The sequence below is a fragment of the Pararhizobium sp. DWP3-4 genome, from assembly GCF_049898205.1.
Classification (GTDB): domain Bacteria; phylum Pseudomonadota; class Alphaproteobacteria; order Rhizobiales; family Rhizobiaceae; genus Pararhizobium.
Genome location: NZ_JAFCXF010000008.1, coordinates 234469 through 254341, shown reverse-complemented (window position 1 = coordinate 254341; position 19873 = coordinate 234469). Strand labels below are relative to the sequence as shown.

Here is a 19873-nt window from a genome sequence, read left to right as displayed (position 1 = left end):
CTATCTTCAATAGCAGTCTCAAGGTCGGCTAGCGAACGGTCGCGTAGACGTCGTTAATAGAGTTCACGAGGATGTCCGCTGTCGCTGCCGAGAGAGTCCAGCCCAAATGACCATGGCCGGTATTGTAAAAGACACCGGGCCGATTGCCTCTGCCCACGCGCGGTAGCATATTTGGCATCATCGGCCGCAAGCCGGCCCAGGGGACCACATCTGAGGTGTCTACACCTGGAAAACAATCGCGGCACCATGCCACAAGTGGTTTGATCCGGTCGCTGCGTATGTCCAAGTTTTCGCCATTGTACTCGGCAGTTCCGGCAATACGAAAGCGCCCTAATCCCAGCCTGCTGGTGACGATTTTTGCGTCATCGTCGAGCAAGCTGACCCAAGGGGCAGACGCCTGACTACTGTTATCCCTAAGGTTGACGGTGATGGAGTATCCTTTGACAGGATAGATATTCACCCGGTCGCCTAGCTGTGCGGCGAAACCACGGCTGGCCACGCCGGCACAAATCACGATAGCATCAAAATGGTCGATGTTTAGGTCGGGATACCGCGACGATGCATGACGCCAGCAAACCGAGAGATTCTTTTCTCCATGCTTCACCGTTTCGACAACTGCGTCGTTGATAAAGTGCACGCCGCGCCGAACGGAGGCTTCCGCAAGTCCGCGTGTAAATTTGTGAATGTCACCAGTTGAATCAGATCGGGTGAAGAAGCCACCGTAAAATGCACCGCTTAGCGTTGGTTCGATGGCATATATTTCGTCGACGTTTACGGGCCTGCGCTCCAATCCGCCCACCTCCAATAGTTTATTGACCTCAGAGGCGTGCTGATAGGCGCGCTTGGAGCGATAGATATGGAGAATGCCCCGTCTCTCCAGGTCGAAATCGATCTTCTCTTCCTCCGCGATCTCGAACATACGCCTACGCGCCTCGATAGCCAGTTTAGCTGTGAAGATCGTATTCTTCTCGTAGTTTGAGATATTGAGGATAAATTCTGCCATCCAAGAATATTTATGCCAGGTTGGTTTGGGATTTATAAGGAGAGGCGCATCCTTCTTAAGTATCCACTTTAAGCCTTTGAAGACGGTCGACCAGCTGTTCCATACTTCGGCATTGGACACCGAAAGCTGGCCTCCATTTGCAAATGAAGTTTCCATAGCAGCATACCGGTTGCGATCAAAAACTGTAACATTATAACCGTGACGAGAAAGGGTATAGGCGGTCGTGACACCGGTGATACCGGCACCGACAATTGCGATATTGGTCATGAATAAGAGTCCTCAGGATCAAATTGCGGTTTCGCCGCATAAAACGGCGCGAAACCCCATCTGTCAGGGAACCTGAGAGTTTATCCGACACGCGCCACGCCAGATGTTTTCCACCTGTGTCGTTGGCCGCGCTTACCGTTTTCACCGGCCCGGCTTTCTCCTTCGGTGGGCAAATCTTTTGGCTTGCCACTCTCCAGATGTTCGACGCCAATTTGGTCCTTTTGCCTGAGAGTTTCCGGGGTAGTTGCTCCGTCGGCGCCGGACTTTGCCGGTCTCTCCCAAATAGCCTTACGAACAAGTTTTTTGTACTGCAGCTAAGCCCTATGAACAATCCCGACCGATGCCTAGATCGTGCTGCTACGGCAGACAAGCGAACCTATTGGTTTCGTTCTGGCGGCGACGCGAGCCCACGATCAATGCTTTCTTTCTCTTTTTTTTCAATAAGATGGCGAAGTAAGATTTATCCGCAAGGTGAGTGGAATCGCAAGCGCCCAATCTAGTATGCGCAACAAGCATCAATTTATGCTCAAGCAATAGTGGATATTGAAGGGTGCCGATGTATCAATATTCAGCGTTAGCCGAAAAAACAAAAGTCGGCCTACGGCTTGGCGAGACAGTTGCAACCTTCGACGATTTTAACGCTGTTGGAGCGTGGCTAAGCAATCAAGATTAGCTCGCCCAGCGGATCAGCAACTACCAAAAATCTAGGATTGCCAGCGAGCAGCCTGATAGAAAAAAGGGGAACTGAAATGAAACTATATGCAGCATTCACCGTCGTCCTAGCTGTTGGCATATCAAGCACCGCAGCTTTTGCCGAAGGCAGCGGCCGTCTCGAAAAGATCCGGCAAAGCGGCGCCATAACTCTTGGCCATCCAGAGACGTCGGTGCCATTCGCATTTCTCGATGAAAATCAGAAGCCTGTCGGTTACACCGTCGAAATCTGCCAGGAGGTTGCGGCGGCGATCAAAATGAAGCTCGGATTAGATAAGCTCGAAATCCGATATAATCCTGTGACATCTGCTACCCGAATTCCGTTGATTTCTAATGGCACGATCGATCTGGAATGTGGGAACACGACCAACAAGCTTGAACGGCACGATTTTGTATCATTCGCACCCACGACCTTCGTCGCGCAGATCGTACTGATTGCGCGCAAGGAGAGTGGGCTGGATGTAGACGATCTGGCTAGCTTTCGCGGAAAGACGATCGCCGCCCAGGCGGGAGGTCAAAACTTTAAGACTGTGTCCGAATTGAATGCAAAAAATAACTACGGCATAACGGTTGTGGCGACAAATGACATCGCCCAGAATTTTCTGATGGTGGAAAGCGGAAGAGCCGCCGCAGCGGCAAATGACGACGGGCTGGCTTACGCATCAGTCGCGTCATCGAAGGATCCGGGAGCTTTCGTTATCAGCACCAAAGGGCTGGAGTTGGCGCCGTACGGGATTGTTGAGCCTAAGGATGATCCAGAGTTTAAGAAGGTGGTCGATGACGCGGTCATCGATCTGATGAAAACCGGCAGGATTGCCACGCTTTATGAGAAGTACTTCAACACACCTATTCCACCCAAGAACATCAATCTCAAATATCCGATGAGCACTGCGCTTAAAAAAGCGCTGAAGCATCCAACGGATTCGGGCGATCCCGCCGATTATCAATGATTGCCAGTCTTTTTTTGGCCGGCGTACAGAGATCAGGAATTGGGACATTCGAAATGAATTACGACTGGAGTTGGCAGGTATTCTTCGAACTTTCCCCAGACGGCGTTCATACGTATCTTGAGACGATACTGATGGGCGCTGGTTGGACGCTTGCATTGGCTGCAAGCTCATTTCTGTTCGCCTTAACCCTGGGCTCAATTCTAGGGGTAATGAGGACGGCGCGATCGCGCCGTCTAAATCTTATGGGAACAATTTACGTCGAAATCATCCGAAACATTCCGTTGCTGGTCCAAATGTTCCTTTGGTATTTCGTACTTCCCGAGTTGCTCCCTGTGCGGCTGGGTTTGGCAATGAAACAAATGCCGCAGCCATGGAGTTCGTTGCTCCCGGCCTTTCTTTGTCTTGGATTCTACGGTGCGAGTCGCGTTTCAGAACAAGTTCGTGCGGGTATTCAGTCGCTGCCAAGAGGCCAGTTGCAAGCCGGCACTGCATTGGGTCTCTCGGAAGTTCAAGTGTATCAATACATAATTCTTCCCGAAGCGTTTAGGATCATTATCCCTCTCATGACCTCCGAGCTGGTCGGAACTGTTAAATACTCCTCGGTCGCGTTGACAATTGGTCTGCTGGAACTGACCGGCGAAGCTCGATCAATGCAAGAATTCAGCTTCCATATTTTTGAAGCCTTTACCGCGGCGACGTTGGTCTATCTCACGATAAATTGGACAATTGTTTCAGCGATGCGAACGCTGGAACGCGCCGTCGCAGTGCCCGGCTTAGTTGGATCATCGGGCACAAAATAGCCTTCTCATCAGGTGGACAGATATGAGTGAACTTGATTTTTCTTCTTTGGCTGGAGCCCTTCCCTACCTTTTTAAAACCGGTATGGCGCTCACACTCTCCATAACGGCGCTTTCGGCGATTATGGGAATAGCCCTTGGCACTCTTCTCGCCATCATGCGGCTGTCACCCTTAAGAATTTTTTCAGTGCCTGCCGGCATCTACGTGAATGTGATGCGTTCTATCCCACTTCTGCTGGTTATTTTTTGGTTCTACTTCCTGGTGCCCTACATCGGGGCTTGGATAGTAGGAGCCGACCGCCCTATTAAAGTCGGCGCCTTTCGGTCCGCAGTCGTCAGTTTTACTTTGTTTGAGGCCGCTTATTTTTGCGAAATCATGCGAACAGGCATCCAATCAATTTCGCGGGGTCAGGTATCTGCAGGGGTGGCGCTTGGGCTCAATTACAGACAAATCATGACGAATATCGTGCTACCCCAGGCCGCGCGGAATATGCTTCCGTCGCTCTTCACGCGGATAATTATACTTTTCCAGGATACATCACTTGTCTACGTTCTGTCGCTAACGGACTTCCTTGGTGCAGCATCTAAAATTGGCCAAAGAGACGGCCGGCTGACCGAGATGTACTTGTTTGTGGCAGCAGTTTACTTAATTATTTGCTTCTCGGCATCACGGTTAGTCAAGCTGTTGGAGAAACGCGTCCAGGTGGTCCGCTGACCAAATATGAAAGACTCACAGATGATCGAAATCACAAATCTAAGTAAATGGTACGGTTCCCTTCAAGTGTTAGACAGTTGCTCAGTCTCTGTCAAAAAGGGTGAGGTGGTAGTGGTCTGCGGACCATCAGGGTCAGGAAAATCTACGCTCATCAAGACCGTGAACGCGCTGGAGCCTTTTCAAAAAGGCGAGATAATCGTTAACAATATATCCGTTGGAGATCCGAAGACCAATTTGCCAAAACTTCGTGCGACCACAGGCATGGTATTTCAGCATTTTGAATTGTTTCCGCATTTGAGCGTTCTCGAAAACCTATGCCTCGCTCAGCTCAAGGTCTTGAAAAGAAGTCGGGACGAGGCAAGGCAGCGAGCCCTCAAACTTCTCGAGCGGGTGGGATTATCGTCGCACAAAGATAAATATCCAGCAACATTATCCGGCGGCCAGCAACAGCGCGTCGCAATCGCCCGGGCTTTGTCAATGGACCCGACCGCGATGCTTTTCGATGAGCCGACATCCGCGCTCGATCCCGAAATGGTGACCGAAGTTTTGGACGTGATGACTGATCTTGCAAAAGAGGGAATGACGATGATGGTCGTCACTCACGAAATGGGGTTTGCCCGCAAGGTAGCCGATCGGGTCATCTTCATGGATGGTGGTCGAATAATCGAAGACTGCGGTAAAAACGAATTCTTTGACAATCTCGACGCCCGCGCTGATCGCACTCGCCTCTTCCTGTCAAAAATACTGCAACACTGAGAGGCTTCGAAAATGCAGTCCTCCCAATCAAATGAAACGAACGCATCGCTTGCTGAAGTCCAAATCGACCTTCGGAGCGACACCGTCACGAGGCCTACAGCAGAAATGTATGCGAGTATGCGAAGCGCACCTTTAGGGGACGACGGTTTGGAAGGGGACCCAACGGTTCAGCGTCTTGAAGCGACCACAGCCAATATCCTGGGAAAAGAAGCTGGTTTGTTCTTCCCAACATGCACAATGGCCAATCTTGTGGCGGCCATCAGCCAAGCAGGAAGAAACGAGCAGGTTCTGATAGAAGCGAACGCTCATATGTTTACTTCAGAACGTGGATCAGCGACGTTTTCTGGCCTTTTCTATGAACCGATCGCGGGCGAGGATGGTGCAATGGACATAGATCTGCTCACCGACGCCGTCGTGTACAATCGCAACAAACTGAAAACCGCGTTGATCTGCATGGAAACCTCTCACAACAATGCCGGCGGGACAGTGCTTCCGCTTGAGCATATGAGAACGGTGTTCGAACTTGGTCAAGGACAGGGTGTGCGGGTCCATCTGGACGGAGCAAGACTATTCAATGCGGCCGTCGCGCTAGACGTTGAGCCTAGTGAGATCTCGAAACACGCAGACAGCGTATCCGTGTGTCTCTCAAAAGGACTGAGCGCCCCTGCCGGCGCGATCTTAGTCGCCAGTGGGGAAACTATCAAAAGTGCTAAAGCCTTGCGCAAGATGCTCGGTGGCACCCAGCGGCAAGTTGGCATTCTCGCCGCCGCGGGTTTGGAGGGCATTTTAAACATGGGCGCACGTCTGATCCATGACCACACGAACGCCCGTCGCCTGAGCGAGGCTTTAAATGATGGCAGGACAGGGCTTAAAGCGTCCCGGCCCCAGACTAATATCGTACAGGTTGACGTCTCAGGGTCGGGACGGACCAGTTTTCAATGGCGCTCAGAACTCGAGACCGCTGGCTTGTGGGTAAGGCCCTGGGGCGTCAACCTTTTGCGGTGCGTGACGCATCGTCATATTAGTGAAGCTGATATCGATCTGGCTGTGGATATCTTTAAGAAACTGGCATAACTCACTTTTAAGTGCTTACCCGTTCGCACAGGGAAATGCACCATTTAGCGCGTGGGGAGATTTCCCTTTAAAGATGAAGCACAAGGGTGGGATTAAGTTAGCTCGCTAAGCTATGTCTAATTAGCTTGCGGAGGGTGTGTCATCCAACTGCGGCAAAGAGCTTTCCCGGAGCGCATCTCATTCTGGCACGGGGGGCCTCGATCTCCTCTAGCATAAGTTCGAATTGCTCAATTTCCGATCGACTTTTTCGAAGAAGCGCCACGCTGACGACTTCCGAGCGCAGGCTCGCTGATCCCGCTCCTATACTCGGAGCGGGGGCTAGACCTTAGTCTCAATCCGTTCCGCATTTGGCCAGGGAATTCACGTGAACCCAGAACTGCTCCGCGGCCATCGATTGCCTGGCTCGCGGCCTGAAAAGGTGTATTTCAATTGGAATATTCCATGACGCGTCGCCTGCGGGGACCAAGGCCCCAGTATCCAAGTAATCGTCAACCAGGCTTTTTGGCAGCCAGGCCATCCCCCTAGCATCAAGGGCCATTGTCACCAAGAGCTTCGCCAGTTGTGAAGTGAACGTCGGTCTAAGCCGGCATCTCTTAGTTGAAGCTGCATGCACTGCTGATACGATTCGCCCCATTCCAGACTCCGGACGGTATGAAAGATAGGGCACAGGGTGCTGAGCGTCGCCAGGCAAACGAAATAAAGGTTCGGTGTCTCCGTACACCTTGGGAACGCTAACAGGCATCAAAACATCTTCACCGACCCGAACAGATCGAAATTGGTCGGTCGTCAACAGAGTCGTTGCGGCAGGGTGGTAGTGACAAAGTAGAAACTGTGCCTGCCCCTGGACCATGATACGCTCGCACGCTTCCATGTGATTGGCGACCAACTGAACGTTGATTGGGCTTTGTAGTGTTGCTTCGAGTTGACGCAGCCACACGGGAAAAAACACCAATGATAAAGCGTTAGTTGACGCAAACCGCAAACTCGCCGTGGCTTCTTCTGCTCGCTCCTTGGCCTCTGCGCGCGCCGTGCGAAGCTGTCTCAGCACTTCTTCGGCCGTTACTCTGAAGGACTCTCCCGCCGGACACAGAGTTACCTTGTGGGTTGTACGGTTGAATAAGGGGACACCAACCCATTCCTCCAACGACCGAATCCTTCGGCTCAGAGCGGATTGTGTTATATCTCGCGCTTCTGCAGCGGCGGAAAAACTGCTGAGGTTCGAAACGGCAAGAAAATCCTCGAGCCACTCAACCTCCATCTTCTATATCCTCCATGGAACTCGCGGTGCATCGCGTGTCACGTTCTTTCACGTGTACAGTAGTGCTTGCCAAGGCGCGGCGCAATAACCCGGATATGCGAGACAAGTGTCGACAAAGCCTAGGCAGGCACTGTCAAAGCCTCACCCCTCGCGCGTGTAATGACGATGCTGTCTGCGAAAAGCTTGCCTGAGATAGACGGAGCGGGAAACGAGGCACTTACCTACATGTGCTAATGACAGGCAAGGATGAGGTTAACCGGTTTGAAAAACATGCACGACCGCCGCAGACTGTGGACAGTATGCGAGTTTGCACCGTGACATCCTGTCGGACCTTGGCCCTGCCTGTACTGGTACGATCGGAATAGCACCTTCCGGAAACATAAATCCCGAGCACAAATTTCCCTCTCTTTTCGAGGTTCATAAGTCTGCACCCGACATCGCTGGTCTGGGGACTGCCAATCCGCTTGGTCAAATATGGTCGGGAGCTATGATGTCGGATCACCTTGGCCAGGAAGAAGCAGGCAGCGCCGCGTTGGCGACGATCGAGGCCGTCTTGAGGAGGAGAAGTTACGGACACGCGACCTCGCTGGACCGGCTTCGACCTGCGGCAAAGCGGTCGCCGAATTTCTGTCCATAGGCACACCATACCGTAATTACTACCGTTTCTCGTCCAGAATTCGTTACGGTGTACCGTCGTCGATCCGGATTGAGACAGGGAGGCCGAGCAGAAGCCCACACCTCGTTGATAGGGTTCATTCATGCCTCTGTTTGAAACTCCGGAAGTGCAGGCCGCAGTGAAGTAGATGCCATGCGCGTGGGCAGTTCTGTTTGGCGATTTCTTCGACATCATGACGTATCGCAACTACCCGCAGTCTTTGCCAACTCGGCAAGGAGCTCGGCCGCCCGCCATGCGGCCGGAAATCCTGCGTAAGGGGCGGTCTGGATCACCGCCTCTTCTAGTTCACGGAAAGTCAGCCCATTGGTCAGGCCGACACGAAAATGGTTTTCAAGTTCCGATGTCTGCCGCAAGGCGATGAGAGTACCGATGGTCACGAGGCTTCGCTGCTTGCGGTCAAGCCCGTCCCGAGCCCACACTCTGCCGAAGACGAATTCCAGTGAGAGCCCGGCAATCACCGCTTGGGCACCCTCCCCGGCGGCGAGTTCCACCATTAGGGATGTACGATCCGAACCACGAAGTTCACTGTAGACCCATTTTCCGTTTTCGCTATCAGACATCAAAGCACAGCTCCCAGAAGCGCCTTCGGCTCGAAATAGGACTGGAGGCCGAATACGCCATATTCCCGGCCGATGCCCGACTGCTTAAACCCCCCGAAGGGAACGTCAGGATCATGAGCCGCACCGTTGATCGCTACACGACCGGCGTCGAGCTGCATGGCCACTTTCGTCGCTCTTTCCTCGTTGGCGGAAAGGACATAGGCGTAAAGACCGTAAGGAGTGTCGTTGGCCATCCGGATCGCCTCGGCTTCATCCTCATAGGTCAGGACGCAAAGAACGGGACCGAAAATCTCTTCCTGCGCGATGGCCATATCGTTGCTGACGTCCGCAAAAATTGTTGGGCGGACAAAATAGCCGCCAAGTCCTTCGGGATGACCTTCCCCTCCGGCGACCAGAGTAGCGCCTGTGTCGAGCCCAAGCTTGATATACCGCTGGACACGTTCGTATTGGGCCTGGCTGACCATTGGTCCGATGGTGGTGTCTGGAGCGAGGGGTTCACCGGCTTGGACGGAAGCAAAGTGCTTCTTAATCGAGGCGATGGCTTCGTCCTTGCGCGACGCGGGAACAAAAATGCGCGTGCCATTGAGGCAGGCTTGCCCGCTGTTGCCTAAACCGACCTGGAGTGCGGTTGGAATTGCCTTGTCGAAGTCGGCGTCGTCCAGGATGATGGTCGGGGACTTTCCACCCAGCTCCAACGTTACCCGCTTCAAAGTTGCAGCTGCTTCACGGAGGATCGACTTACCCACCGGCGTCGAGCCCGTGAAGGAAATCTTGGCGATATCGGGATTCGTCGTCAGTTCGGCGCCAACGATGTCGCCGCGACCGTTCACAATGTTGAATACACCGGCCGGGGCACAAGCTTCGTGCAGCGCTTCAAGTAGGACCTGTGTCTGGGTAGCGCTCATTTCGCTGGGCTTGATCACGGCAGTACAGCCAGCCGCGAGGGTATATGCAAGCTTGTTGCAGATGAAACCCACGTTGCTGTTCCACGGCGTGATCAGGCCGACGACTCCTACTGGCTCCATCACCACGTCTGCCGTACCAACCTTCCGAATGAGATCGTATTTCTCCAATGCACGAGCAGCATCCAGGAAGCTGTTGGCTGCACTCGATGCCATCCAATAGGCACGTGTTGCCGGCGCACCGAATTCCTGAACGATAGCCTCAATTAGCTCGTTCTTTTTAGCCCAAACGACCTCGTGAAGTCTGTGTAGTAGCGCTATGCGCTCCGGCTTGGGGCTGCGTGACCAGCTCTTGAATGCGCCCTTCGCGGCAGCAATGGCAATACGTGCATCTTGAGCATCACCGAGCCGAACTCGGCCGATTACTTCTGCGTCCACCGGATTATGCAAATCAAAAAGCTCCGTGCCATGCGGCGTGACGAACTCTCCGTTGATGTAGATCTGTATGATATCTCTCATATGATCGCCTCCTTCAAGCGTTGCCAAAAACATAGGCTTGATAATCATCTCGGATAATCTACATAGTTTAAGATAGCTAATTGCAGAAAACGGGATAATGCGTCTTAGGATCGAAGAGTTGGAGAGTGTGGTTGCCGTGGCCAAACGCCGAAGCTTTCGGGCTGCCGCGTTGGACGTCGGCGTATCTCCGACTGTTCTCAGCCAGAGGATTGCAGCGGTGGAGGCTAAGTTCGGCGTCCGTCTGTTTAATCGAACGACACGAAGTGTGTCGCTGACCGAGGCTGGAACCCGCTTCATTAGTGAGGTTGGCCCTGCGGTCGCCCGAATACATAACGCGATCGACATGGTGAATGATCATCGTAGTCTTCCGGCGGGGGTTTTGCGTATCAATATGTCGGTAGGCGCGGCTCGCCGAGTCTTCTCGCCGCTGCTTATCGCGTTCTCGAAACACTACCCGGAGATCGAAGTGGATCTCGTAACTGAGGACCGGCCTATCGACATCGTCGCGGAAGGTTATGATGCGGGAGTCCGGCCTAACAATCTGATTGCGAAGGACATGATCGCGCTGAGACTGGAACCTGACCAGCATTTCTCGATCGTCGGCTCGCCTGCCTACATGGACGGCAGGCAGCCGCCACTCAGCCCACAAGACCTGCTGGATCACGAATGCATCCGATCGAGAATGCCGAGCGGTGCTATCGATCCCTGGGAATTCGACGTAGACCGGCAAACCTTGAAGCTAGATGTCCGCGGTCGGTTCACGTTGGACGATGGCGGATTGATGCTGGAGGCAGCGCTCTCCGGGGTTGGCTTGGCCTACCTTTCCGACTGGTGGACTACCGAGGCGGTCAGCAAGGGCAAACTCCAAAGCTTCCTTGGCGGATACATCACCCCCTCGACTGGCCTATCCCTTTATTATCCCAGTCGACGTTATCAGCCTGCCGCACTCTTGGCACTCACCCGCTTCATCACCGATAGATACGCTGGTAATCGCCGTCACACGTGATGTCATCGTGAATAATGATCGCTGCAATAAGTCGCACGGACCCCGTGCAAACATACTTTGTGTAAGGCGTAGGCCATTTTAACTTTTTGTGTCCTATAGATCATCAGCCGACGCGCCTTTGACAGCCAAAGCTCGGGTGCACCAGCGACTTCATGCCCATCTGACCCATCAGGCGCTGTCCCTCCTAGCAGATGGCCGCAGTGATCTGACAGCGGCCCTTGTGACGGGCGAAGATGGCTTGATACCGTCTATGAGGCCGGCATGCCGCTCCGTTAGTGACAACACCTTTGCAGACGGTAGAAAGAGCTGCGCGAAAGGTCTGCCAACTGTAGCAGACCGGCAAAGTGAAATGGCCTCAACGCCTGGATGGTGGATGGTGTGCGCTTTTTGCTCGGCATTTGCTGCTAGGGCTCCAGTATTTTAGATAGGCCTTTTTCGTAGGCAAATAGGCAAACTGTCGGGGGTCATTTCAACAGGCGCGCTCTTAGATGCAAGCCAATACGTCCTAAAAAGAGGTAAAAACGTCTTTTGAGACAAAGCTAACTGCCGATATGCTGGTTATAGATCTTACAAGAGGATTGATCATGAGCGACAAATTAGACCGCCTTCTCCAGGAAATTTTTGACGCTCACGGCGGGATCAACCGCTGGCGGCAGGCAAAAGGGTTAGCTTCAACGATCGTGACGGGCGGAAAGTTGTGGGGTCTAAAAGGTATCGAAATGGATCGTACCCCGAGGCGCGCAACAACCGACTTTCATCGTCAGTGGACGCAGATAGATGGATTTGGGAACCCCGACTGGAAAATGCGCTGGGTTCCAGAACATGTCGAAATTACAGATGAGGCGGGGACGATAATCGCCGAACGTGACAATGGGCGAGAGGCGTTCGGTGATCGTGGTTTTGAAACTCACTGGGATCCGCTAAACCTCGCGTATTTCAATGGCTACGCAATGTGGACCTACCATGCGTTGCCATTTCTGTTGGCAGAACCGGGATATGTTGTACATGAGATACCCTCTGTGCATAGTGACGTTCAGAACCTTCGTGGCCTTGCCGTGCGCTTTCCCGATAATGTTCACAGCCATACGCGAGACCAACGCTTCTATTTTGGAACGGACGGCCTTCTGTGCCGACACGATTATGAAGTCGATGTCTGGGCCAATTCGCCGGCGGCACATTTCCTGTCCGACTACGTTGAGGTGGATGGCTTCAAATTTCCAACACGTCGAAGCGTATTTGCCCGCAGACCTGACGGCTCTCCCGACAAAGACTTTAGCACAGTGACTGTCGAACTGTCCGAGTATGCGGTTCAATAATTTTTTACTGCAGACTGCACATGGTATTTGAAACCGTCGGGGTTTCTCGGAGTAGCCCCTTCCGAGCGGCGTGACTTGATTCCAATAAACCGATCCGATCGGCATGATAATCGCGAATCTTAAAATCAACCACGTCGTTTTAAAGACTATCTGGGGCGCGAGGTGGTCAATATGTGCACGTCGCGCTTCCATGCCGGTCACCATCACGGCTCCAATCATTGGCGCGTCCAAACCATTCTCACAGCGATCCGGTTGATGCGATGATGGTTCGTTTGACGACCGAGAGAACGGCCCGCTTGAGACGTGTTAATAAACAGCTTATCCGAAAATGAAACCGACCCCGTCACGCGACGTTTCCGGTGACGCCCATGACGTTTCGGTCACAATTGCCTGCGAAGAAGCGGAGCCGTTAATCCGGTATGCGATTTCACCTTCGCCTTGATACCACTTCAAGAATAATCGGGGAGAAGCCCGCGCGCCAGTATCAACTCGGCCGTCTCCGACTCGACCTGCTCCTACCACCGTTGCGACGTCGGCGTCTCTTCCTACGCGAGCATAACGCTGTGCGCCCTGCCCGGATCAATTGCTTCAAAGTCGGTGATCTGATCTTTGCTGCGAACGGTGCCAACGACGCGGTATCCGGCGGAAAGCAGTGGCGCGGCTAAAACCAGAACTGACACCGGTGATGAAAACGACTTTCAAATTGTTCATGGTGTGATCTCCTTTTGCTGTCGCCAACGGATAACCCTATCCATTCCACATATTAGTCGCTCAATAGAGCGAAGCTCTTGAAGATCAATTATAATTTCGGATTTACAGACGGCACATCGTGCAACTCCCGGGCTGGTCACCGATATGGTTGAAAGCGTCTCCCACTGTAACGTCAGGAGTTCAACCGGCGAAACGAGTTATGTGTCCGGATCCTCCCGCACTCGCTTCTGCTCCCGATAGTGTAGAAAAGGCTTAGTGAAGCTTTCGGCCGCACCGACGTTAATGATGGTTGGCAACTGGCGACAGACAACCTGGCCATCCACCTGACAGTTGGCGTTGAGCCTGTCGCAGACGAGCGGAAGCCAACCATGACATGCTCCTTTAAATCCTTGACGTGCTCGGGTCGTGCGTAGCGCGCGATATACCCGGAAGACTCGCACGTCACCTCGTCCAACATCGCGAAACGCCGCCCGACCATGTCGCTGCCCTGCGGTTCGCCGACGCGCAACACGCAGTCGATACCTTCGCACACCGGTGTTCTGCCCCCACGTCGCCATGGCTTATAAACAGTGATCGGATAGGAACGACAACGAGTGTTTTGCGACTGTTGCAGGTTGAAACTCAAGCCAGTATGGTTGAATATGAGCCTCTAGAGGAGCTTGGCACAGGAGGCCTAAAGCCCTATGGAGATCGGCCGGAATGCCCACCAGTGATACATTGTTCTTCGGTCCATTTCGCCTTGTCATTTCGGAGCGCCTGCTCTTAAAGAATGGCGCGCCAGTCGTGATCGGCGACCGTGCACTCGATATCCTCATTTCACTGGTCTGTTGCGCGGGCAGGACCTTGACTCACCGGGAGCTGACTGCGCTCGTCTGGCCACACTTGATTGTTGAAGATTCCAATCTTCGGGTGCACGTTGCCGGCCTGCGTAAGGTGCTTGGTGACGGGATCGACGGCATCCGCTACATCGTCAATGTTACGGGCCGAGGATATTGTTTTGTAGCTCCAGTTCGAAATCACCCCCAGGAGGGATTATCGAGATCGGGTGGCGCACATATTCAGAAGGCGACACAGATCCCAGCCGCGCTCTCACGCATGGTAGGTCGCGCAGCATCGATCCAAGCCGTATCGAATGTCCTGATGTCCCGTCGGTTTGTGAGTATTGTTGGGCCGGGCGGGATGGGCAAGACCACGGTAGCCATTGCAGTGGCTCATGCCCTTTTTGAGCAGTTCGACGGCGCGGTATACTTCATTGACCTCGGAGCGCTTACTGATCCTTCGCTTATCGCCGGTACCGTTGCCGCCACCCTCGGCACCTACTCCTCCGGCGAGGATACGCTTTCCAGCGTGCTCGCCTTCTTAGGCGACAGGAAAGTTTGCATTATCCTCGATAGTTGCGAGCATCTGGTTGATGCCACTGCCGCGCTGTCGGCGCGCCTCTTTAGCGCGGCGCCCAATCTATATATCCTGACAACAAGTCGGGAAGCTCTCAGAGTTACTGGGGAGAATGTCCACCTACTTCCGCCCCTGGACGGCCCCCATGAGGGAGCTGACCTTACTGTCGCCGAAGCGCTCGCGTCGCCCGCCGCTCAACTCTTTCTAGAACGTGCGGCGGCGTCAGGCTACGGCGCCGAACTAAGTGAAGTTGAAGTGGGACTCGTCGCAGATATATGCCGTCGCCTGGACGGTATTGCTCTTGCCATAGAGATCGCGGCCAGCCGGGTCGGCGCCTACGGCGTCGCAGGCACTGCCAAAATGTTGGACGGTCCCTTCAAGTTACTCTGGAATGGCTGCCGAAATGCAGTCCCTCGGCACCAGACCCTCGCCGCCATGCTGGATTGGAGCTACAATCTGCTTTCCGACACCGAGCAACGGGTTCTGTGTCGGCTTTCTGTTTTCAGAGGCGCCTTCGATCTCGAAGCGGCTGTCGCCGTATCGGACGAGGTCGGGTCAATTGCCGGAGAGTGCGCGACCGCAGTCGCAGGCCTCGCCGACAGGTCGTTAGTCTCGATCACCTCAATTCGAGGCTCCACCTATTACAGACTCCTAGACACTACGCGAGCATTTGCAGAGAGCAAACTTCACCAACAGCAAGATGCGGACACCATAAAGCGGCGTCATGCTATCTATGTCTCAAACCTGCTAGCCGCTTTGGAAACCCCACAGATCGCTGACTTCGGCGGCTACAGTGCTTCCGCGTTAGAGTTGCATCTTGGAAATGTTCGGGCCGCGGTGGAATGGAGCTTCTCACCCGAGGGCGACGCCGATGTAGCCCTAAAGCTCGTAGTATACGCCGCGCCGCTTTTACTGGGCTTGTCGCTGCTCAGCGAATGCCGGGCGTGGTGTCGTCGCGCCCTGGCCGCAGCTCCTCAACACTCTGATAACTTGGGTCACGAGCTTGCGTTGAGAAAGGTGCTCTCTATTGCGTCAATGTACACGCTTGGGAACACTCCAGAGGTCCGCACCGAAATCGAACGAGGCCTGGAACTTGCGGATGCCCAGGGTGACAGCGAGCATCAGTTGCACTTCCTTGCCGGCCTCAACCTGTTTTTGGTACGGCGCGGAAATTTCCGAGTCGCGCTTACGGTGGCCGAGCGCTATGCCGACGTTGCCAAGGATGTCGGACCAGCGGGCGAGGTGTGCGCCGAGTGGATGCTTGGGCAAACTTACCACATGCTCGGCAACCAGGCCGAGGCACGTCGCCGTATTGAGCGCGGCTTTGCGCTACAAGCCGCATCTCCCGCGGTCCACGTCAACTACTTCGCATATGACCATCGCGTTCGAGCTGAGGTAGCTCTGGCGCGCACCCTCTGGCTGGCGGGATTGCCAGATCAAGCCGTCGACGCTGCTCGCGTAGCGTTAGATCAGATTGACCGTTGCGATCATCCGGTCACCCGGTGCGTAAGCCTTCTTTGGGCAACATATGTGTTCCTATGGTGCGGCGCGTTCGACGTTGCTGCGAATGTACTCGGTCGCGCAACAGATCATGCTAAACGGCACGCGCTACCGGTTTATCAGGACGTTGCTGCCGCGATGCGGGGCGAACTCATGGTGCTAAGCGGCGCGGTGGAGGACGGAATTGACTTTCTCCAGTCGAGTATCCCATCTATGATAGCAGATGACCACCATGTCGTGGTCTCCGCGGCCTCTCGTGCGTGGGCCGAAGGCCTCGTCCGTTGCGGGCGGCACGAGGAGGCGAAGCCGCTCATTGCCCGCGCCGTGGAGCGTGCGCAGGCATTTGGAGGAACCTTTGATCTACCTGAGCTTCTGAGGGTTCAAGGCGTCGTACTACTTGCTGACCCGGCCATGGAGCCCACGCTTCCTGAGGCAGCTCTGATACACTCGTTAGAGTTAGCGAGATCGCAGGCTGCGCGCGGGTGGGAATTGCGGACCGCGACGACCTTGGCCCGAATGTGGAGCGAACAGGGAGAAGTTGACAAGGCGCGCAGCTTGCTTCTTCCAATCCAGCGGCGCTTTACGGAAGGGTTCGGGTCTCAAGATCTAAGGACGGCGACGGCGCTGCTGGAGAGTCTCCTCCCAGCACAGGAAACTCCAGGAACGCCGAGCGAACTCTCTTCTAATTCCAAAGTGGCTTGGGCCCAGAATGCTCCCCGACAGAAACAACGGCGTCCTTGACCCGGTTTCACGGATTGAGCCGAGCCAAATGCTAACACCCAAGTAATTTCTTCCTGGAACCGCTTGGCGATCTCCGCACCAGTCCATGCAGAGCGGTCCCAAACGCTTGCATCGGTTGCAACGCGAGTCGAATATTGCCCACGGCACATAATGAAACATGGATACCCGGCATAGGCGAGTTGCTCAAACTGCCAGCGAACCTCTTACTATGTTGGAAAAATGGGCCGAAAGCAGCTGGGCGGGGTCACCATCCGCCCGGGTAGAAGAGGGCCAATCTGAAGGACCTGTCCTAGCTTCATCAAGGCGGCTCTATCTTTAGGATTGCAGCGAGGGCCTAACTGCCGAGGCGCCATTAGTTAGCTGTTGACGACTGGCTTCAGCAGGTCCTGCAGGCCGATGTTGCGGTACATTTCGGCGCGAACACGGTCGGCGACGGCGGCCACGACTTCTGCTCCGTCCTGTGAAGGGTCAATGTGGACGCGGAACGGTCGGGTGCCGAAGGGCAAATCGACAATCCGGACTACCTCGACTGCGACGGCAGCCGGATCAGCGTCGATCGGCTCCAGAGCGGCCAGTCCCTTCAAGGCCTGCTCGGGAATACCCTTGTATGGGCCTTCGGTATATTCGGCCGCTACGGCTGTATCGGAAGGCGAGCCTGAGTGCGCAAAGTGATTTGTGCCCTTGGTAAAGGCGCCTGGCACGACGATCGAGGTTTCGATGCCCCAACGGGACAGCTCCGTCGAGTAGGACACCGCGAGCGAGTCCATCGCGGCCTTGGCGGCAAAATAGGGTGACAGGAACGGAGGGGTGCCGCCACGGGTGCTGGATGAGGAGACCCAGATCACCAGACCCTTACCCTGCTTCCGCAGGAAAGGAAGTGCCGCCCGGTTGACGCGCTGGGTGGAAAGAACGTTGATGTCATACAATTCAGCGAACTGCTCCGGGGTGAAGGCCTCAGCCGGGCCGAAGGACATGTGGCCAGCGTTGTGCATGATGACATCGAGACGGCCTGCATCAGCGATGATCTTTGCGATGCCTGCCTCGACCGAGGCGTCGGAGGCAACGTCTAGCTCGACAGAGCGGAGATCGACATTATGTTCCTTAGCGAAGGCTTTGGCGTCCGAAACGGCCCAGGCATTGCGGCCCTCGGTTGCCCGCATGCCGGCGTAGACAGTGTGGCCGGCCTGGGCGAGTTGGCGGGTGGTCATGGCACCGAACCCGCTGGAAGCACCGGTGACGACGATAACTTGCTTAGTCATGGTCCTACTCCTTCTGTGAGAATTGGTTTTGCGTTGGGTTCTGGTTCGGAGGTCCAAGGTTATGCGACGCCACCGTTGGCTCGGACAATTTGGCCGTTGATCCAGCCCGCGTGAGGACCGGCGAGGAAGGCAACGACGCTGGCGATATCGGACGGCTGTCCCAAGCGTTCCAGCGGCGGCATTTTCGAGAATTGGGCGATCAGCTCGTCGCTCTTGCCGTTAAGGAACAGCTCGGTGGCGATCGGACCAGGGGCTACGGCATTCACAGTGATGTTGCGGCCGCGCAATTCCTTGGCGAAGACATGGGTAAAGGCTTCAACGGCGGCCTTCGTGCCATTGTAGACCGCATAACCTGGCATGTTCAGCGCCAGCGTTGTCGACGAGAAGTTGATAATGCGGCCGCCGCTCTGCAGGCGCTTGGCGGCTTCGCGCAGGGTGTTGAACGTACCCTTAGTGTTGATTGCGAAATGGCGATCGAACTCTTCGTCGCTAGTGTCGGCCAGTGAAATGGTCTTGAGAATGCCGGCGTTGTTCACCAAAACATCGATGCGCCCAAAGGCGGCTTCAGCCGATTCAAACATGCGGGCGACAGCGATCGGGTCGGACACGTCGGCCTGTGCGGTGATGGCCTTGCCACCCTTGGCTTCTATGCTGCGAGCCAGTTCTGCGGCCGGTGCAGCGCTCCCCGAGTAGTTGATGACAACCATAAAGCCATCAGATGCAAGACGCTCGGCAATTGCCGCGCCGATGCCGCGAGAAGCGCCGGTGACGATAGCAACTTGGTTAGTGTGTTCGGACATTTGCGATCTCCTTGGTGTGAAGTGGGTGTTGACAAGAAGGAAGATGCCACTATCCGAACATCCTATAATCATGCATCCTTCGCCAACACTATGCGGGGATGACGAATAATGTAGCGTATGCCATGCGGAGTACTGGAGCGTAAGCGCGTCACGATGGCGACGGCAGACCCGGGGTAGCCGTCGCCATCGTGACGCTGTAAGGCCATCGGAGGCCAGTTTGAGGAGTAGGCCTCCGATGGCAATGGACGATTGCTGGGCTTGGGGGCTAGCTGTGCAACCGTCCGGTGAACAGACTGTATTCTTGGGTTAGCTATCCCACGCTGATCCCATAATAATTTCGGTGAAATTCTCGCGCTTGTAGGTTGGGTCCATGCGCTCAAGAACATCGGCCTTGACGTTGCCGAAGGTCGAACCTGGCTTGCGAATGGTGCCGTAGCAGAACGCGGAGAGAATAGCGTGCTTGAAGCGCAGGCCACGCGGATGGCAGGCGCAAACTTCTTCGCGTTCTTTGTCCGAAAAATCGTGATAGGCGATACCAAGAACGTCCATCTCGACGCCTGCCGTAACCAATGCCACAGTGGGGCGTTTATGCTGGGGAATGCCCGGCGTCGTATGCAGCGCAATCGAATCCCATACGTCGTCAACATCTCTTTCCGGAATGTCGTACGATTTCAGAAAATTACGTGCCGTGTTGGCGCCATCGACTTCGAAACGTTCAGTCTCGCTCGCATAGGAATCGAATAGTCCCATGTCGTGGAACATCGTACCGACGTAGAGTAACTCGGGATCGTATTTCAGCCGCTTGCGTTCTCCGGTGATCGCCCCAAACAAGAATACGCGGCGCGAATGGTTATAAAGAAGGTCGGTTTCTGTATCCCGAACCAGCTCAGTCACGGCCTTGGCCATCTGACTATCAGGTATTTTGATACCAGCAATGATTTCTGCATTTCCCATTTT

General features: G+C 54.6%; 15 protein-coding genes, 1 pseudogene and 1 riboswitch. Of the genes and pseudogenes, 9 read left to right on the top strand and 7 right to left on the bottom strand.

The window, feature by feature from the left end; translation table 11 throughout:
- Nucleotides 1-28: 28 nt before the first annotated feature.
- A complete protein-coding gene (locus ACP7E6_RS21285; RefSeq protein ID WP_426231713.1) occupies nucleotides 29-1270 on the bottom strand; it encodes a D-amino acid dehydrogenase in 1242 nt (413 codons plus the stop codon).
- 203 nt (nucleotides 1271-1473) lie between these two features.
- Nucleotides 1474-1561: riboswitch (glycine riboswitch) on the bottom strand.
- A gap of 458 nt (nucleotides 1562-2019) precedes the next feature.
- On the opposite strand from ACP7E6_RS21285, the gene ACP7E6_RS21280 reads away from it, so the two are divergent.
- The 5 genes from ACP7E6_RS21280 to ACP7E6_RS21260 are packed head-to-tail and all read left to right on the top strand — an operon-like array spanning nucleotide 2020 to nucleotide 6273.
- Entirely contained in the window at nucleotides 2020-2931 is a 912-nt protein-coding gene (locus ACP7E6_RS21280) for an amino acid ABC transporter substrate-binding protein (RefSeq protein ID WP_426231712.1), read from the top strand.
- 53 nt (nucleotides 2932-2984) lie between these two features.
- Nucleotides 2985-3731, top strand: coding sequence for an amino acid ABC transporter permease (locus ACP7E6_RS21275; RefSeq protein WP_426231711.1), 747 nt, complete (start codon nucleotides 2985-2987; stop codon nucleotides 3729-3731).
- 22 nt (nucleotides 3732-3753) lie between these two features.
- Complete coding sequence (locus tag ACP7E6_RS21270) at nucleotides 3754-4443, top strand: amino acid ABC transporter permease (protein WP_426231710.1); 690 nt, start codon at nucleotides 3754-3756, stop codon at nucleotides 4441-4443.
- Nucleotides 4444-4464: 21 nt separating this feature from the next.
- Nucleotides 4465-5199 carry an amino acid ABC transporter ATP-binding protein gene (locus ACP7E6_RS21265; protein ID WP_426231709.1) on the top strand — a complete coding sequence of 245 codons (735 nt, stop codon included), beginning with the start codon at nucleotides 4465-4467 and terminating at the stop codon, nucleotides 5197-5199.
- Nucleotides 5200-5211: 12 nt separating this feature from the next.
- On the top strand, nucleotides 5212-6273 hold the full coding sequence (locus ACP7E6_RS21260) for a threonine aldolase family protein (RefSeq protein WP_426231708.1): 1062 nt from the start codon (nucleotides 5212-5214) through the stop codon (nucleotides 6271-6273).
- Nucleotides 6274-6604: 331 nt separating this feature from the next.
- On the opposite strand, the gene ACP7E6_RS21255 is transcribed toward ACP7E6_RS21260, so the two are convergent.
- Complete coding sequence (locus tag ACP7E6_RS21255) at nucleotides 6605-7531, bottom strand: LysR family transcriptional regulator (RefSeq protein ID WP_426231707.1); 927 nt, start codon at nucleotides 7529-7531, stop codon at nucleotides 6605-6607.
- A gap of 301 nt (nucleotides 7532-7832) precedes the next feature.
- Between ACP7E6_RS21255 and ACP7E6_RS21250 the strand changes: the two are divergent.
- A pseudogene (locus tag ACP7E6_RS21250) lies at nucleotides 7833-8161 on the top strand (isocitrate/isopropylmalate family dehydrogenase); the annotation flags it as partial.
- A gap of 216 nt (nucleotides 8162-8377) precedes the next feature.
- Here the strand turns inward: ACP7E6_RS21250 and ACP7E6_RS21245 are convergent.
- A complete protein-coding gene (locus ACP7E6_RS21245; RefSeq protein WP_426231706.1) occupies nucleotides 8378-8767 on the bottom strand; it encodes a carboxymuconolactone decarboxylase family protein in 390 nt (129 codons plus the stop codon).
- Nucleotides 8767-10188, bottom strand: a complete 1422-nt coding sequence (locus tag ACP7E6_RS21240) for an aldehyde dehydrogenase family protein (RefSeq protein WP_426231705.1) — start codon at nucleotides 10186-10188, stop codon at nucleotides 8767-8769. Before ACP7E6_RS21240 ends, ACP7E6_RS21245 begins: the two co-directional genes overlap by 1 nt.
- Nucleotides 10189-10285: 97 nt before the next feature.
- Between ACP7E6_RS21240 and ACP7E6_RS21235 the strand changes: the two genes are divergently transcribed.
- The 3 genes from ACP7E6_RS21235 (at nucleotide 10286) to ACP7E6_RS21225 (ending at nucleotide 16857) form a co-directional block, all read left to right on the top strand.
- Nucleotides 10286-11194, top strand: coding sequence for a LysR family transcriptional regulator (locus ACP7E6_RS21235; RefSeq protein ID WP_426231704.1), 909 nt, complete (start codon nucleotides 10286-10288; stop codon nucleotides 11192-11194).
- Between the two features lie 584 nt (nucleotides 11195-11778).
- The gene (locus ACP7E6_RS21230) at nucleotides 11779-12510 is read left to right on the top strand and encodes a hypothetical protein (RefSeq protein ID WP_426231703.1); all 732 of its coding nucleotides are present in this window, start codon (nucleotides 11779-11781) and stop codon (nucleotides 12508-12510) included.
- A gap of 1410 nt (nucleotides 12511-13920) precedes the next feature.
- Nucleotides 13921-16857, top strand: a complete 2937-nt coding sequence (locus ACP7E6_RS21225; RefSeq protein ID WP_426231702.1) for an ATP-binding protein — start codon at nucleotides 13921-13923, stop codon at nucleotides 16855-16857.
- A 356-nt stretch (nucleotides 16858-17213) separates the two neighbouring features.
- On the opposite strand, the gene ACP7E6_RS21220 is transcribed toward ACP7E6_RS21225, so the two are convergent.
- The 3 genes from ACP7E6_RS21220 to ACP7E6_RS21210 all read right to left on the bottom strand — a co-directional run bounded on the left by ACP7E6_RS21220 (nucleotide 17214) and on the right by ACP7E6_RS21210 (nucleotide 19870).
- Nucleotides 17214-18116 carry an SDR family oxidoreductase gene (locus tag ACP7E6_RS21220; protein WP_426231701.1) on the bottom strand — a complete coding sequence of 301 codons (903 nt, stop codon included), beginning with the start codon at nucleotides 18114-18116 and terminating at the stop codon, nucleotides 17214-17216.
- Nucleotides 18117-18175: 59 nt separating this feature from the next.
- Complete coding sequence (locus ACP7E6_RS21215; protein ID WP_426231700.1) at nucleotides 18176-18916, bottom strand: SDR family oxidoreductase; 741 nt, start codon at nucleotides 18914-18916, stop codon at nucleotides 18176-18178.
- Between the two features lie 306 nt (nucleotides 18917-19222).
- Nucleotides 19223-19870 carry an HD domain-containing protein gene (locus tag ACP7E6_RS21210; RefSeq protein WP_426231699.1) on the bottom strand — a complete coding sequence of 216 codons (648 nt, stop codon included), beginning with the start codon at nucleotides 19868-19870 and terminating at the stop codon, nucleotides 19223-19225.
- Between the last annotated feature and the right edge of the window lie 3 nt (nucleotides 19871-19873).